We start from the raw sequence: 16,820 nt of genomic DNA on the forward strand, positions 1-16,820 counted from the left end.
AATCTTGCAAAAGCTAGGGAAGGGCATTCCCGAAGTAACGCTAATGGACTAGTAACCTCTACTTTGCTTGGTGAAAACCTGGTAGAGCAAGTAACTAGGATGAAATTAGAATCCCCGTCTCTTTAGAGCGGGGAGTGTCAAGCTGACCCTATTGTTACGAAGTTCTACCCCAGACCATATACTCACGAACAAACACAGCAGCAGGTAGAAAGAATTATGAATATGTACAAAGAAAGGGGGTGGAGTTTTTATGTACGTCCTACAAGGCTAGCTACAACTGTAATTAACTCAGAAGGATCAACAGGTTTAGGCAAATGTAACTGAAAACCTGCTTGTATAGCTCGACGTCGATCTTCTGCTCTCGCATAGGCTGTTAATGCTGCTGCTGGTATTTTTCCTCCTTGTTCTGGCGATCGCGATCGCAATTTGCGAACTAAAGAGTAACCGTCTTCCTGGGGCATTCCAATGTCGCTAACTAAAACATCTGGTTTCCATTCCTCGATCGCCTCTAGTGCTGCTTGCGCTGAGGCTACTGCTAGCACCTCTGCCTGATACTGTTTGAGTAAAGTAGTGAGATAGTCACGTGTATCAGCTTCATCATCTACGACTAGTACACGTATACCATCTAGAAGCGAGGGTGAGACAGAAAGACAATTTCCCACAGCCTCTTGACTATTGAGTGTGGACTCTTGAGTGTTGAGTATTGACTGTTGACCTTTAAGAAGTGGTAGTTTGACTGTAAATGTTGTACCTTGTTCTTTTCCCAGACTTGCTACATTAATACTACCGCCATGCATTTCTATTAAATGGCGCACGATCGCTAAACCTAATCCCAAGCCACCATGGGATCTAGTACTAGAACTGTCTGCTTGTCGGAAACGATCAAATACATAAGGTAGAAATTCAGGACTGATACCGATGCCAGTATCTTTCACTGTAATTTGGGCATAAGTAGTTTCCGAAAATGCGGATAGGGAAAGAGACGGTGATGATTGGAAAGAGTCAGTAATATTAGGACGGGGTGAGGCAGAGAATCTATCAAATAGGCTCTCCGTATTTTTATCTTCCCGTTTCCCTGCTTCTTTTTCTTTTAGCAGAGATAATTCTACCTCTACTCTACCGCCAGCAGGTGTAAACTTGATGGCATTGGATAGTAAATTCCAGACTACCTGTTGTAAGCGTTCGGCATCACCAGAAACTAGTGCTGCCTGAGAATCAAACATAATTTGGATATGAATATCTTTTGCTTGAGCTGCTAGATTTACTGTATCTAGAGCAGCTTCTATAATATTTATTAAGTTGCAAGTACGTACATTTAAACGTAACTTGCCTCTGATAATACGCGAGATATCTAGTAAGTCTTCGATTAACTGGGTTTGGGTTTTGGCGTTTCTCTCTATAGTTTCTAGGGCTTTGGTGATTTGAGTTTCATTCAGTTGGCGAGAACGTAGCAACTGTGACCATCCCAGAATCGCATTGAGGGGCGATCGCAATTCGTGGGACAAGATCGCTAGAAACTCATCTTTCATCCGGTTTGCTTCTTGCAACTGTTCGGTTTGTTGTTGCAAAGAAGTGATCAAACGCGCTCGTTCCATAGCGATCGCAATTTGATCGCAAACTGCTTGCATCATCCCAATTTCATTTTGGCTAAATCGCCAGCGACTGCGACTGCAAAAACACAGAGTACCTAATAATTGTCCTTGGGCGATTAATGGATAACCGTAATAAACTTTAATGCCAATCGCCCGCAGGAGTTCTATTTTCGGATCAGTTGATTGTTGGACATTCTCTAAGGAAATGGGACGGCGTTCCTGAGCAACAGTACCACACATCCCTTGACCAATCTCTAGTAATTTTGCTGCTTGAGCGGTTTCTTCATCTATTCCGTGCCAGGAGGCTAAATGCATTACCTGGGGATTTTCAGTCACTAAAAAATTAAAGTAAACATCTAAACCAATTTGATCCGCAAGTTTGCGAAACAAACTTTCAATTAATGCCACAGGCTCTTTGCTAGAAAGTAGATCGCTAGCTGTACCAAATAAAAGCTGTAGCCGTTTGTAACCTAAAGATAGGGCTTTTTCGACGCGTTTGAGATTGGTAATATCTTGAAATGTTAAGACACAAGTAGTTGGATAACCGTGCATGGCTGGTAGAGTATCAGCATAGATCAGCAAAGAGCGGACACCTGCTGGTGTATGCCAGTCTAACTCTACTCCGTCTAAGCGTTCACCACGGGCTACTCTAACTCCTGGTGCTTGTTGATCGGGAATGTGATTGCCGGCGGCGTCAGTTGAATAATAAAGAGCTTGATAATCTGCGGCTGAATCTGCTTTGGGAAATTTCCCTCCAGCAACTTCGTCAGCAGCTTTATTGGCAAAAGTAACTCGCGCTGTTCCTGGTTCGATTAATAACAGGGGTGTGGGCATGAGATTGAGTAAGTCTTCCAACCATTTTTGTTGATTGCGGAGTGCTTCTTCTGCCTGCTTGCGGATTGTGATATCTTCAGCAAATGCCAAAATTTGATAAATTTCCCCTTTGTCATCCACGATTGGCACATATTTAATAAGTGTGGTCAATGTACCATCTTCAGGAAAATTAATTGTGGTTTCTGTTGTTTGAGTTGTGCGCGTTTCAACTGCTTTAAACAGAATCGGAAGATAAAGTTGTGTGATCTCAGCCGGAAAGATTTCTTCGTCAGTGCGTCCAATAACTTCCTCTTTCGCCTTACCTAGACGCTGCAAAGCTGCCGCATTGACAAATTGAAACCTCAGTTGGGCGTCATAAATGGCAAAAACATCTGGCATGTTATCAACCGCCAATCGAAATCGCTGTTCTGTTTGGAGTAGGGTTGCTTCTGTTTGCTTACGTTCGCTCAAATCTAGGATAAAGGCTACTGACTCTTGTTGTTTCTCTCCTACTAACGTATAACCTACTAAAACAGGAATGCGGCTGCCATCACGCCGAATGTATTCTTTTTCATAGGGTGTGCAAGCGCCTGTTGCTTGAGCTTCAGCAATACCTTGTGCATCTAAAGGCAAATACTCTGGTGGTGTAATATCCCTCCAATTAATCCCACCCGCCTGTAAATCTTCCCGTGTGTAGCCAATCATCTGTAAAAATTTGTCATTGGCTTGGTTGATCCCACCGTAAATATCACCATACAAAATGCCGATGACGTTTGATTCTACGAAACTTCTGAGTTTTTCTGTATGTGCTTTTAGTGCTAGTTTGGCGCGATCGCGTTGCTGACTAAGCTTTTGAATCGCGGCTGCATTTTTCCAAATGACAATTGTAAAAATTGTCATTAAAAAAATTGCAAACAGGGAAATTGCAAACTCTGACTCATATTGTCCAGCCTTTTCTCCTTGAAGAATTAACCACCCTGTGATTAGAGGTATAGCGATCGCGGCTATCAATAAACGACGTGCTAGCAAACCACCATCTGTCTGACTGGTGATGACTTTCATCACTCCTTGTTCTGGCTGACTCCACAGAATACCCACACAAAGTACAATCAACCCAATAACTGTGTGTAATGCCATTGATGTGACATGAGGGAACATTCCGTAAAAAATCTTTACTTGATAGGCATAACCAATTAAAGCCAGTAAAACAATCAAAACAGTAATCAAAGTCAGAATCTGAGCAAACCAATAACTACGACGGCTTTTTGGTTTCTCTAAAAGTTCTAAAGACCAACCTATCAACAGAAAGCTCAGTGCTGTATTCACACCCATCCGTCCTGGTTGAGAAGTCAGTGGGGTGTTTGCTTTTTCGTGAAATAGCAACTGATCAATGCCAAAATCCCAACCAAATAAATATTGAATTAATGTGAGTGAGGCAATTGTCAAAACAGTAAACGCGCAGACTCGATCAATTATTTTGAGATGGGGTGGTGGAGTAAGTATTCGCTTTCTGTCTACGTATCTACCCGTAGGGTTGGGGTGATAGGAAGAACTTCTCTCTCTACTTCCTAATCTCCCCATCTCCCCATCAACACTAACAGACAAAAACAGCGATAGACCTGATAGAAAAAAGCACAGCGCTGTGTTACCTTTCATACTCACTGTGCTGAGATAAAAGCAGTTTTTGAAAAAGTCAATATCGAACCACCAGCCAAGCATGACTGAGCCGCCGAGCACGATTGCGATTATGCTTCCAGTTAGTGTAATCACTGAAGGTGAAAAGACTGAGTAAAAACCTTGCTGGTGTAAGCGGTTGACTTTTAGCATTGAAGGTGTTTTGACTGCGTTTATCGATTGCAGTAAATTTGAAGACGGATTACAAAACAGTACTAGTGGTCTGGAAAAAAGTGAAAGCTGATATCATTTCCGCTTGAATAATTGTATTATTCTTTGAGGTTAGTAATGGATAATTGGGATATTAACTATGCCCGATGCCCAACTGCGTCAGAATAATACCATAAGCAATTAGCCGGAATTGATGTGAAGGGGTACGGGATGAATAACTATCCCTTTCCCCCCAATCCCCAGAGAGGGTTATGAGTCTCCACTCAACTGAAAAGTATTGAGTGTGGTGTTGAATGCAAGTTCTCTTTCTAATTGTATATTTCCAACAAGATGCAATAGATCACTAATGTAATATGTGAATATATTGGATTTTTTAGAATCTATCTTTATACAGATTTTTTTAATTATTCAAAAAATAATTAATGCTTTGTAGAACGCCGTTTCAAGGTAGAGTAAGCCTTAATAACTATTGTAGGGGCGTAGACGCGGAGCGGCTTATAAGAACGGCCATTCGCCCCTACTTTTAGAAAAACAATTTAAATCGCGCTAGTAGACTTTCAATTGTTGGTAGCAAAATTTTATCTAATTCTAGAGTATCTTGAAATTGTAAAATTTGTGTAGGTGGTAAATCAAAAGGAAACTCTCCTGGAAAATCAGGACGCTGCATTTGCGCTAGTAAAATTTGTTCAGACCTTTTGCTGCTAATTGCGTAGCCAATTTCCACACAAACGCTGGGACTAGGAATTAATTGAGCAGTTTGTTTACCTTCTATCTTGGCAATAGGCGTGGTATCTGCAATGAACAACAAACTTCTACGAATTTTTCGCATCATAGTGCTTCCTAGTCGTAGAGGAGTCTCTTGAGGACGGTGAGATTCTACTAATTTTAAAGGCAGACGCGATCGCAAGTTCAATTTTTCCACACTCAGCAATAATGCTTCCCGCAATGCATCCGTTGCTGGTGCATATTCTGTTTGATAACAAAAAAATATTGTCGGTTCTAATTGTGCTAAAACTGACTGTTTAGTGAAATAAATCTCGTGACTAATCAAGTCAATATTAGCCACACAATAGCCGCCACTACCTTCTATATAAAATTCAATATTTTCCCCTTCTAGATAGCGACCAAACCACGTTGATTTTCTGATATCATCGCTGTCTTCTAAAAAATCTGCTCTTAGCCCCGATTTCAGCAGACTCTTTTTGTTGAGGCGAATATCCGATGGGCGTTTTTCTAGTTCTTGTATCGGCTCGTAATTTTCAAGATACCATGCTCTCAGAGCAATTATTGACATAAGGCGCTATTCAAATATTTCAAATGTCTCGTGCTATTTATTCCACTTCGTACCAGCTTACACCTACTAGTCCAAGATGGGGAAAGGTTAAGGGGAAAAAGTTAAGGGACATTTAAAAAACAACAACACCTAAGCAACTAATAGCTGAGTTATTTCCTCTCATCGTTAATTCTAGCCGGGGATGTACTGGGTGAATCACCTTTTGACTTCAGTGAAGTCAATCAGTTACAGCGCCCCCTTCTTTTCACTATGAGGAAATATCGCCTTTAGAGTTAGGTGTTGTTGTTTGATAACGAGACAGATTGAGTTTCAACAGCGTCTTTACCTCTTTTTTTAGTTTACTCATCTAGCTGTTTTATCTGCCAGGGAAGCTTGGTTTGCTTCAATTATTAAATTAGCATTATTTAGAGAAGAGTGTGTTTGTTTGAAACTAAACTTTACTTTTTCCAGAAAAAGTCAATGCTCAATGCTCAATGTTCAATTGTCAATGAGCTTGTTAGTAGAACATCTTTAATTAAAGAGGAAATATACAAAATCTAGAGAAAAATATAGTTTACAAGTCTTAGTTTTTTTATATTTTATGAGTATTGACTCATAAAATATGAAGTTATAAAAACAAAACTTCTGTTAAAGGTTAGTGGTTAGTCAAGGGTCAAGGGTCAAGGGTGATTAGGCATTGTGAAGAGACGCGGTGAATCAATCAAAAATATTCTCCGTGTCTCCCGTGTCCCCCTTGTCTCCTTTCCCGTGTCCTCCCTGTCTCCCCAACCGGGAACCCTCACTAGGATAACAACCGTCATAGTCACAACTGTGTTTTCTTCACTCTTCCCATTCGGGCAGTGGGTAGTCCAAAATGGGTTGCATGTGTTTCAAATGATTCAAACATTATGCCTAGAACACCCAATGAATACGCAGTACACTTACTAATGGCAAGTGGTCATCGAGAAGAGGTGCGGTTTCCGACGATTCAGGATTTTCAAAAGTGGTATAGTGGCGAACTGATGCCAAAATCTGCCTCCGATGACTTTATGAACGTGCCGATCAAAAATATTCAAGGTGAATACATGGTTGTGCGTCCCTCGCGGATTGTGGCTATTCGTGTGGAACCACTTTTTAGCTCTAGTGTGGAAAGATTTACTTGACACTGCTCTTGGTTTTCATCCCGTGGCTCAAGCCACAGGGTTTTCAACCTACTTTCTGATAAATTATGAGAAAAACGCTTGCTTTGCTTTGCTTAAGTTTAGGAATTAGCTTTGTAAATCCTGTTTTCTCTGGGTTAGCTCAGGTATCTATTCCGATTAACATACCACCTTTGCCATCACCACCAACCAACTCCACCGAACCATTACCACCACCAGAGTTATCACCACCACTAAGATTGGTAACTTTAGGCACTGATTGTAAACCCATTCATCAATGCTTAGGTTGGGATGAACAACTTTGGGGTGGAAAGAGCAAACGAGGCGATCGCAAAGCAATGTTGGCATCTATTGACAACAGTTTACGTTACCTGACAACAGAGAAGGCACGAGCAGCGTATCAAAATTATCCTATTTCTGAAATCACCCTGGCTCGCGTTCGTCGTAGCTTGCTGCGTTTTCGTGAGTTGGTGGTTAGCTCGAAATCACCAGAGCAACTGCAAGCTGCTGTGCGTCGAGAATTTGATTTTTATCAATCAGTTGGCAATGACGGTAATGGTACTGTCAAATTCACAGCCTACTATGAGCCAGTTTATACTGCCAGTAGAGTTCGCACTTCAGTATATAAATATCCTCTTTATCGACTACCGCCCGATATTGACACATGGGTAAAACCACATCCTAAACGTCTAGACCTAGAAGGAAAAGATGGTTTATTGGGTGATAAAAGTCAATTACACGGCTTGGAATTATTTTGGCTTCGCGATCGCCTAGATGCATATCTAGTACATATCCAAGGTTCTGCCCAACTAAGATTAACAAATGGTAAAAGAACCTCTGTTGGTTACGCCGGAGGAACTGATTATCCTTGGACTAGTATCGGCAAAGAACTAGCTAAAGATGGCAAGTTACCTTTACAAAGTTTAACAATGCCTACCCTGATCACATACTTCCGCCAAAATCCCAAAGAGATGAATAGTTATCTACCACGGTGGGAACGCTTCGTCTTTTTCAAGGAAACTGGCGGTACACCTGCAACTGGCAGTATTGGCGTACCAGTTACACCAGAACGTTCCATTGCCACAGATAAATCTCTCATGCCACCGGGCGCATTAGCAATAATTAATAACTCGTTTCCTTATCCTGCGGGTAAAGGAAAACTGGTTAAACGCCAAGTCAGTCGGTTCGTTCTCGACCAAGATACAGGTAGCGCGATCAAAAGTCCAGGACGGGTAGATTATTTTATGGGAACTGGTAAATTAGCAGGCGATCGCGCCGGGATTACAGGTGGTAATGGTACTCTATATTATTTGCTATTGAAGGAGTGATTGGGGAGAAAACAATTAAAAATTAAAAATTAAAAATTAAAAATTGGGAAGAAGGGGAACAAGGGGGAAATGGAGGACAAGAGAGAAAACAGAAAACCAACCACTAACCACTAACCACTTAGCACTATGAAATTTAGCGATATACTGGCGAAACTTGGTGATGCTGCTGCTTCTAATAGTTTTAATTTCGACAAAGATAATAATCCAGAAATTGCTGGAATCGCAGCAATTAATGAAGCGACAAGCGGAACTCTTAGCTACATTGAAGGGCCAAAATTTGCCACAATGGTAAGTAAGACTACTGCAAGCGCTTTAATTTTGCCCCAAAGTGAAGTACTACAAGCACAAGCACAAGAACGTGGTATAGCTTGGATTACTACTCCAGAACCAAAGCTAATCTTTGCAAGAGCGCTCAAATTTTTCTACCAACCTTGGCGTCCAACTCCAGAGATTCATTCGACTGCTGTAATTAGTCCGAATGCGAAAATTGGCAATGATGTTTACATTGGCCCTCATGCTGTAGTTCATGAGGGAGTAGAAATTGGTGATGGTGCATATATTCATGCCAATGTTGTGATTTATCCTGATGCGAAGATAGGCGATCGCACAACTTTACATGCTAACTGCACAATCCACGAACGTACTCTCATTGGTGCAGATTGTGAAATTCACAGTGGTGCTGTCATTGGTGCGGAAGGCTTTGGCTTTGTACCAACTGCTACTGGTTGGCTGAAAGTTGAACAATCAGGTCATACAGTTTTAGAAGATGGTGTTGTCGTTGGCTGTAACAGCGCCATTGATCGTCCCGCAGTCGGCGAAACACGGGTTGGTCGCTATACAATTATTGATAATTTAGTACAGATTGGTCACGGTTGCCAAATTGGTGCAGGTTGTGCATTAGCTGGTCAAGCCGGGATTGCAGGAGGTGTTACCCTCGGTAATCGCGTCATTTTGGCGGGACAATCAGGAATAGCTAACCAAGTGAAAATCGGTGATGGTGCGATCGCCTCTGCTAAAGCCGGTATTCACAGTGATGTAGCACCAGGAGAAATTGTCTCTGGACTTCCCGCAGTACCCCACAAACAATTTATAAAAGTGTCTGCTATTTTAAATCGCTTACCTGATATGTATCAAACATTCAAACAATTGCAACGCCAAATGAAACAAAAATAATTAAGTCAATGGTCAATGGTCATTTGTTATTCTCCACATCCCCCTTGTCTCCCTTGTCTCCCTTGTCCCGCATGTTCAGTTTCAAGTGTTGTTGAAAAAACCTACACTTGTCAGGTGCTTTGATTGCTGCTGTAAATCAGCAGGTCTACCATTAGATAGATTTTTTAATTGTTGTGCTTGAAATTGAAAACAAGCCTATTTTGGCTATGCATGATACTGGTATTATGAGCGAAAGAAGGCGATTTCAGTTCGGTAAAAAGGCTTAAAGTAAATGTTAGTACTATAGCCAGCAAGATTTTTTCTAGCATAGTCCTCCCCACACCTATAAAATTAATAAAATAAAATCTACTTTTAGTTGTAGCTAAGATCGATTTTTTTCTCAACTAAACTAATCACAATGTTCGTAGTTAGTGATTTAGATCAATACGGTTCAGTTAAGAAGAAATGTAGGTTGGGTTGAGTGCAAGCGAAACCCAATAAAGCCTTGATAATGTTGGGTTACTCTGCGAGAAGCCGCGCAGGGCGCGTCTACGTTCCTCAAACCAACCTACGCTAGTTTTAGTTTTTAGCCTTAACTGAACCGTATTGTGATTTAGATTAAATAATATTGTGATAAATATCACTAATTTGTTTAACAAAAAAACTGTTAGGTATATTTCTTACTAATTTAGTGAAAGATTATTTATTAAATAAAAATAAAATTACCGTTCGTCCTTCTCACTCAATACGGTTCGGATAAGACAAATAGATTGGCATTTAAATCCTATCCTGTAGAGACCTTGCAGTGCAAGGTCTCTACATGACCAAATTATGCCGAAAAATCCTTAACCGAACCGTATTGCCTTCTCAGTTGGATTATCCGATCGCATTTTAAAGCTAGAATAATCAGGTCGTTAAAGATATCTCATCACTTACCGCCTGCTTCTCAACAATATATATGAACGCTACACAAGAACTATTAAAAGAAAAATTACAGCAAGCTTTAGTTGCAGCTTTTGGCGCGGAGTTAACTGGAGTAGATCCGGTGTTGGTTGCTGCAAGTAATCCGAAATTTGGTGATTATCAGGCGAATGTGGCTTTATCTTTAGCCAAGCGTTTAGGACAACAACCACGAGCGATCGCTCAGGCGATTGTTGATAAACTGGATGTAGCTGATATCTGCAAACCACCAGAAGTGGCTGGGCCTGGTTTTATCAATCTCAAACTCACTACAGAATATCTGGAAGCGCAAATAGCTACAATGCAAGCAGATTCCAGATTAGGAGTTGCGAAGGCGAAAACCTCAAAACGCGAAATTGTGGATTTTTCCAGTCCCAACATCGCCAAAGAAATGCACGTCGGACACTTACGTTCCACAATTATTGGCGATAGCATTGCTCGAATTTTAGAATTTCAAGGACATGATGTGCTGCGCTTGAATCACGTTGGCGATTGGGGAACGCAGTTTGGGATGTTAATTACGTATCTGCGAGAAGTTTACCCCGAAGCTTTGACAACTGCTAATGCTTTAGACATTGGTGATTTAGTCGCTTTTTATCGACAAGCGAAAAAGCGGTTTGATGAAGATGAAGCTTTCCAAGAACAAGCACGCAAAGAAGTTGTCAGGTTACAAGCAGGCGCAGAAGATACAATTCATGCTTGGAAATTGTTGTGTGAACAATCAAGGAAAGAGTTTCAAGTTATTTACGATTTGCTAGATATTAAAGTACAAGAACGGGGAGAGTCTTTTTATAATCCCTTATTGCCAAAAGTTGTAGAAAATTTAGAACAGACTGGATTGCTGGTAGAAGATCAAGGCGCAAAATGTGTTTTCTTGGAAGGATTTACTAACAAAGAAGGTGAACCACTGCCCTTAATTGTGCAAAAATCTGATGGTGGTTACAACTACGCAACCACAGACTTAGCTGCTATCCGCTACCGAATTCAAGAAGATCATGCCAAACGCATAATTTATGTTACAGATGCTGGACAAGCAAATCATTTTGCCCAGGTGTTTCAGGTAGTCCGTAAAGCTGGGTGGGTTCCCGATGATGTGGAACTCGTTCATGTTCCCTTCGGTTTGGTTCTGGGTGAAGATGGTAAGAAATTCAAAACTCGTTCTGGTGATACAGTACGGTTACGGGATTTATTGGATGAAGCGATCGCTCGCTCTCGTACAGACTTAGAAAATAGATTAACACAAGAGGGACGGCAAGAAACCGAAGAGTTCAAAGCCAATGTTGCTAAAGTAGTTGGTATTAGTGCGGTGAAGTATGCAGATTTGAGTCAAAACCGTACCAGTAACTATGTTTTCAGCTATGACAAAATGCTGTCTCTCAAAGGTAACACCGCACCTTACATGCTTTATGCTTACGTCCGTACCCAAGGAATTAGCCGCGAAGGTAATGTTGATTTTGAAAAGTTGGGTACAGATGCCAAAATTATGCTAAAGGAAGACACAGAATTAACTTTAGCCAAGCATTTGTTACAACTCGACGAAATTATTAGTGAAGTTGAGCAAGATTTGTTGCCCAATAGATTATGTGAATACTTGTATCAACTCAGCGATAAATTTAATAAGTTCTACGAAAATTGTCCAGTTCTCAAATCTGAGGAACCAATCAGAACATCACGTTTAGCAGTGTGTTATTTAACAGCTAGAACTTTGAAATTGGGATTGTCTTTGTTAGGAATTCAAGTGTTAGAGCGGATGTAGGATATTTGGTGGAACTAAAGTTAGTTTAGGCGATCGCATTATGGTACAGACACCTGCAAAAAGCATCACCTTGGAAGAGTTTCTGAAGCTACCAGAAACGAAACCTGCAAGTGAGTATATTGACGGTAAAGTTATCACAAAACTAATGCCACAGGGAAAACATAGTACAATTCAAGGTGAATCCATCATTGCTATCAACGCAGTTGTCAAGTCTAAGCGAATTGCTCGTGCTTTTCCAGAATTGCGCTGTACATTTGGTGGCAGATCCATAGTACCAGATGTATCTGTTTTTACTTGGAACAGAATTCCCCGTGATGAGAAGGGCGAAATTGCTAATATTTTCTCAGTAGCTCCAGATTGGACGATTGAAATCTTATCACCCGACCAAAGCGTAACAAAAGTAACCAAAAATATTCTGCATTGTTTGAGTTATGAAACGCAAATGGGCTGGTTGATTGATCCAGAGGAGCAAATAGTTTTGGTATATATACGCAATCAACAGCCAGTAGTGTTAGAAGAACCAGAAGCTTTGTTACCTACACCAGGATTCGCCAGTGAATTTAAGCTGACAGTAAAAGAGTTATTTGGTTGGCTGTTAGATTGAGACCAACAGGATAATCTTATAGTTAGTAAAGTACCACCAACCACCAACAACTAACCACTAGTAGATTTGCTAGTCTAAAGATATTGGCAAGTGCATTGCTGGCGATCGCACAACTGCGTAATCTTTACTAAGTAAAGAAACTTAATATACAAAATAATAACAGAGACACGATTATGACAGCACCAGAAGATCAACCCTCTCGTTTCTACACTCAAGAAGATATCCAGAAAATTCTACACTTGGCGATCGCCCGCCAAGCCAAAGACCAAGAAAAAGAATTTTCCTATGAACAACTCTTAGAAATTGCTGGAGAATTAGAAATTCCCCCAGAAACTCTCCAATTAGCAGAACGTGATTGGCAAGTTACCAAAGGAGAAATACAGCAAAGACAAGCTTTTAACAACTATCGGATCGGAAGATTTAAAAAGCGCTTTGGTAAATTTACCATTGTCAATGGTGTGTTGCTTTTAGTTGATCTAGTCGGTGGTGCTGGTCTATCTTGGTCACTCTATATTTTGCTATTTTGGGGACTGGGTGTAGCCCTTGATGCTTGGAACACCTTTCAAACTAAAGGCGAAGATTACGAAATGGCTTTCCAAAAATGGTATCGCCAGAATCAGGTTAAACAAACTATTAACAGAGTCGTCAATAAATTCCTGAACGCATGGCAGAGTTAGAAGAAGGGGGGGATAAGGGAGACAAGGGAATACTAACCACTAACAACCACAGCATTTATCTTGGATAATTATGCGTAAATTTCTGATTGATACAGATACTGCTTCCGATGATGCTGTGGCTTTGATTATGGCGCATCGTTGGACAGATGTCCGTGTTGAAGCGGTAACAGTTGTTAGTGGTAATGTCTCCGTAGAACAAGGAACGAAAAACGCCCTATATACACTTGAAGTCTGCAAAGCTGCTACACCAGTATATATTGGCTGTGGCAAACCAATATTGCGAGAATGTAATTATGCTCATTGGTTTCACGGCGATGATGGTATGGGTAACAAACATTACCCTGAAGCAAAAAGTAAGCCCCAGACAGCACATGCAGTAGACGTAATTATTGACACAATCAAGATTAATCCCGGTGAAATTACTCTAGTTACGTTAGGGCCACTGACTAACATTGCAACAGCATTATTACGTGCGCCAGAAATTGCATTATTAGTACAGCGTTGTGTGATTATGGGTGGTGCAGCCAATACTGTGGGCAACGTGACGCCTGCTGCTGAATATAATATTTGGGTAGATCCAGAAGCCGCGAAGATAGTTTTTCACAGTGGTATGGCTTGTGAAATGGTTGGTTGGGAATTGAGTCGCCACGATGCAGCGTTAACTTCCAGCGAAATAGAACAAGTTATTAATTTCGGTACAGAAACAGCACGTCTAGCAATGGAGTGCAACATCACAGCTTTAGATGCTAGTGTAAATATTCAGTCTGCTTCTGGTTTAATGTTACCCGATCCCGTAGCCATGGCAGTTGCCCTTGAGCCAGATATCGTAACGCGCCAAGGCAAATACTTTGTAGATGTAGAAACAATAAGCACACTCACGCGGGGTGCAACAGTTGTGGATGAATTAGATGTATTGCGAAAAACCCCCAACATAAATGTCATCTGGTCAATAAATGTACCACGCTGGAAAGAAATTTTGTATTGTTGTTTGCGATCGCAATAGTCAATAGTCAATGCTCAAATGTCAACTGAACCTTAACCAATGACCAATGACTATTGTACAGACGCGTAGACGCTCGTAAGAGCGGCTTCAAGTCAATGATTAATGACAGACGCGATTAATCGCGTCTCTACTAATAACTAACTAAAATCTAAAACAGGCCAATCTACTTGGCGGTAATAACGAGTCATATCGTCAAATTTTCGCAATTCCGCACGATTAATCAGAAATTCTGGTGTATTTAATAACCATTGTTGATTCAACTGTGAAAATAGAGTAGCAAGGCGATCGCGATCTAAATTTGGTGAAACTTCCCCAAAATAGCCTAAAGTTACATGGGCAGTAAAGTGATACTGTTGTTCGATGCCTAAGCTCATAATGTTAGGATTTTGATAAATTGCCCGACGAAAGTTAATTATCTCTTCGTAAGAATTTTGATCTTGGGGTACTAGACAAACAGCTACAGCCCTTGTCATTACCATCAGTCCTAGCATTTGCCAACGGATAGGATGAACAACACGTTTTATCAAAGATGTTTGATATTGCTGAAAAATGTCAGCAAAACAAGAACGCAATTGTTGTTCGTAATCAGGATTTTTTTCACAAGCATCACGAAAAGTACTATCCCAAATTACATCTGCCAAAGTTAAATGGAAGCTAGCAGGCGGTACGGGTACAATCAGATCATTACCAATCGGTAACTGCAAGAGTTCCTCTTGATAACTCTGCAATTGAGCATAGAAATTAGAGTTTTGTGTCTCTTCTTGGTGGGGCGGGGTAATAACCGTATAACCTGGAAAACCCACAGCTTGTCTATTGCCATTTTGTGTTCGCTGAAATTTGGAAGATTCCAGGATATGCTGGACTTGAGTTCCATAGGCTTCTGGTAGTGTCATCCGTGCTACCCGGTTGAGGTAGGTTTGATAATTGTCGTCCACGTTTCATATCCTCGCACTCTGTCCTTGATTTTAATTTGTTAGTGGTTGCTTGTTGATTGTTGATTGTTGGTCAATTGTCAAGAAATAGGGGTGTAGGGGAATCTTACATATTGAATGTTTAACAATCGGAGGTTTCTCATGCCAATTTATGTTTACTGGGGTGAGGACGATTTTGCTATCGAAAAAGCAGTTGCACTTTTACGCGATCGCATCCTTGACTCTTCCTGGACAAGTTTTAACTATACTACCCTTTCGCCAGATCAAGCTGATGCTGCGATCGCTGGGTTAAATCAAGTGATGACACCACCTTTTGGTGCTGGTGGCCGCTTGGTATGGCTTGTCAATACAACTATTTGCCAACACTGTCCAGATAATGTGTTATCAGAATTAGGACGCACTTTACCAGTAATTCCCGAAGATTCATTTTTATTATTGACTAGCCGTAATAAGCCTGATGAACGGCTCAAGTCTACGAAACTTTTAAAACAATTTGCGGCTGAATACCGTGAATTTTCGTTGATTCCGCCTTGGAAAACAGAACTATTGGTGCAATCTGTCCAGACTACTGCTCAAGCTGTAGGTGTAAAATTGACTTCTCAAGCAGCAGAAATTTTAGCGGAAGCTGTAGGCAACGATACACGCCTACTGTACAATGAGTTAGAGAAAATACAGCTTTATGCTGGTGGCACAAACAAACCACAAGATATAGATGTTGTTACTCAGCTAGTTAGAAATACTAATCAGAATAGCTTACAACTAGCAGCAGCCATGAAGGCGGGAGATACAGCCAAAGCTTTAGCTATATTGGCTAATCTCATTAATGCTTGTGAACCCTCGTTACGGATCATTGCGACACTGATTGGTCAATTTCGTACCTGGTTATGGGTAAAAATCATGGTGGAAAGTGGTGAACGCGATCCACAAGCGATCGCCAAAGCAGCTGAAGTCAGCAACCCCAAGCGTATCTATTTTTTACAGCAAGAAGTTAAATCACTTTCTGTGCAGCAACTTATTAACTGTTTACCCCTATTACTAGAATTAGAAGTAAGTCTCAAACAAGGAGCAGTAGAAATGTTAGTACTCCAGACAAAAATTATCGAAATTTGTCAGGTATGTCAAAGAAAATGAGTAAAAATCTGAATATAGCCAAAATTGAGTTTTTTCTCGGAACTTCTCTCTCCTAAAATTATTCATTCTAATTAAGATAATGATATTTGTAGTTGTTTTTAATAAAGCAAATGAACAGACTATACCAACTATTGTGCCGACCTAAGCTAACTCAAACTGTTTATCAAAGTGTATTTTTTCGCTCTTTGACTATAGCTAGTTTTTTCTCTACGGTTTTGATATTTAGCTCAACAGTTCATGCTCAAAATTCTCCAACCAACAATAAAGATATACTCAATTACTCTAGAGTTTTATTACGGATTGAACCAGAACGACAGCAAGCTTTTGACCAAATTAAGAAAATTATTGGTGATCGAGAAATTCCTAAGATTGTTTGTAGTGAACCCAGTAGCTTTAACTCTCTACCATCCCAGGCTAAAGATATAGCAGTCAATTACTGCAATCGTTCCCAGCAAATCGTTGAATCCAATGGTCTTAGCATTGATGAATTCAACCAAATTACTCTCCAGTTACAAAATAATGAAGACTTAAAACGACAGATTTACAATAATTTAATTCGTTTACAAAAAACACCTAATGAGCAATAGATAAAAG

At 40.6% G+C, this 16,820-nt stretch carries 12 protein-coding genes; 9 read left to right on the top strand and 3 right to left on the bottom strand.

All coding sequences use genetic code 11. The features are described 5' to 3' along the window. Positions 1-248: 248 nt before the first annotated feature. Positions 249-4,232 carry a PAS domain S-box protein gene (locus ACE1AT_RS28970; protein WP_374874601.1) on the bottom strand — a complete coding sequence of 1,328 codons (3,984 nt, stop codon included), beginning with the start codon at positions 4,230-4,232 and terminating at the stop codon, positions 249-251. Positions 4,233-4,773: 541 nt separating this feature from the next. Beyond that, positions 4,774-5,544 (bottom strand): hypothetical protein, encoded by a 771-nt coding sequence (locus ACE1AT_RS28975; RefSeq protein WP_374874602.1) that lies wholly within the window; start codon positions 5,542-5,544, stop codon positions 4,774-4,776. Between the two features lie 887 nt (positions 5,545-6,431). On the opposite strand from ACE1AT_RS28975, the gene ACE1AT_RS28980 reads away from it, so the two are divergent. From ACE1AT_RS28980 to ACE1AT_RS29010, 7 genes are all read left to right on the top strand, one after another. Beyond that, entirely contained in the window at positions 6,432-6,686 is a 255-nt protein-coding gene (locus ACE1AT_RS28980; protein WP_374874603.1) for a hypothetical protein, read from the top strand. A 65-nt stretch (positions 6,687-6,751) separates the two neighbouring features. Further along, positions 6,752-8,011 (top strand): murein transglycosylase A, encoded by a 1,260-nt coding sequence (locus tag ACE1AT_RS28985; RefSeq protein ID WP_374874604.1) that lies wholly within the window; start codon positions 6,752-6,754, stop codon positions 8,009-8,011. A 126-nt stretch (positions 8,012-8,137) separates the two neighbouring features. Continuing rightward, complete coding sequence (lpxD, locus tag ACE1AT_RS28990) at positions 8,138-9,184, top strand: UDP-3-O-(3-hydroxymyristoyl)glucosamine N-acyltransferase (RefSeq protein ID WP_374874605.1); 1,047 nt, start codon at positions 8,138-8,140, stop codon at positions 9,182-9,184. A 937-nt stretch (positions 9,185-10,121) separates the two neighbouring features. After that, positions 10,122-11,879 (top strand): arginine--tRNA ligase, encoded by a 1,758-nt coding sequence (argS, locus tag ACE1AT_RS28995; protein WP_374874606.1) that lies wholly within the window; start codon positions 10,122-10,124, stop codon positions 11,877-11,879. A gap of 40 nt (positions 11,880-11,919) precedes the next feature. Next, complete coding sequence (locus ACE1AT_RS29000; RefSeq protein WP_374874607.1) at positions 11,920-12,483, top strand: Uma2 family endonuclease; 564 nt, start codon at positions 11,920-11,922, stop codon at positions 12,481-12,483. 173 nt (positions 12,484-12,656) lie between these two features. Beyond that, complete coding sequence (locus ACE1AT_RS29005) at positions 12,657-13,160, top strand: 2TM domain-containing protein (RefSeq protein WP_374874608.1); 504 nt, start codon at positions 12,657-12,659, stop codon at positions 13,158-13,160. 70 nt (positions 13,161-13,230) lie between these two features. Beyond that, positions 13,231-14,163 carry a nucleoside hydrolase gene (locus ACE1AT_RS29010; protein WP_374874609.1) on the top strand — a complete coding sequence of 311 codons (933 nt, stop codon included), beginning with the start codon at positions 13,231-13,233 and terminating at the stop codon, positions 14,161-14,163. A 137-nt stretch (positions 14,164-14,300) separates the two neighbouring features. On the opposite strand, the gene ACE1AT_RS29015 is transcribed toward ACE1AT_RS29010, so the two are convergent. Then, complete coding sequence (locus ACE1AT_RS29015) at positions 14,301-15,098, bottom strand: DUF1868 domain-containing protein (RefSeq protein WP_374874610.1); 798 nt, start codon at positions 15,096-15,098, stop codon at positions 14,301-14,303. Positions 15,099-15,236: 138 nt separating this feature from the next. Between ACE1AT_RS29015 and holA the strand changes: the two genes are divergently transcribed. Together holA and ACE1AT_RS29025 are read left to right on the top strand one after the other, a co-directional pair. Continuing rightward, the gene (gene holA / locus ACE1AT_RS29020) at positions 15,237-16,226 is read left to right on the top strand and encodes a DNA polymerase III subunit delta (RefSeq protein WP_374874611.1); all 990 of its coding nucleotides are present in this window, start codon (positions 15,237-15,239) and stop codon (positions 16,224-16,226) included. Between the two features lie 110 nt (positions 16,227-16,336). Further along, a complete protein-coding gene (locus ACE1AT_RS29025) occupies positions 16,337-16,813 on the top strand; it encodes a DUF4168 domain-containing protein (protein ID WP_374874612.1) in 477 nt (158 codons plus the stop codon). Positions 16,814-16,820 lie beyond the last annotated feature (7 nt).

The organism is Pelatocladus sp. BLCC-F211 (assembly GCF_041928655.1).
GTDB lineage: Bacteria > Cyanobacteriota > Cyanobacteriia > Cyanobacteriales > Nostocaceae > Pelatocladus.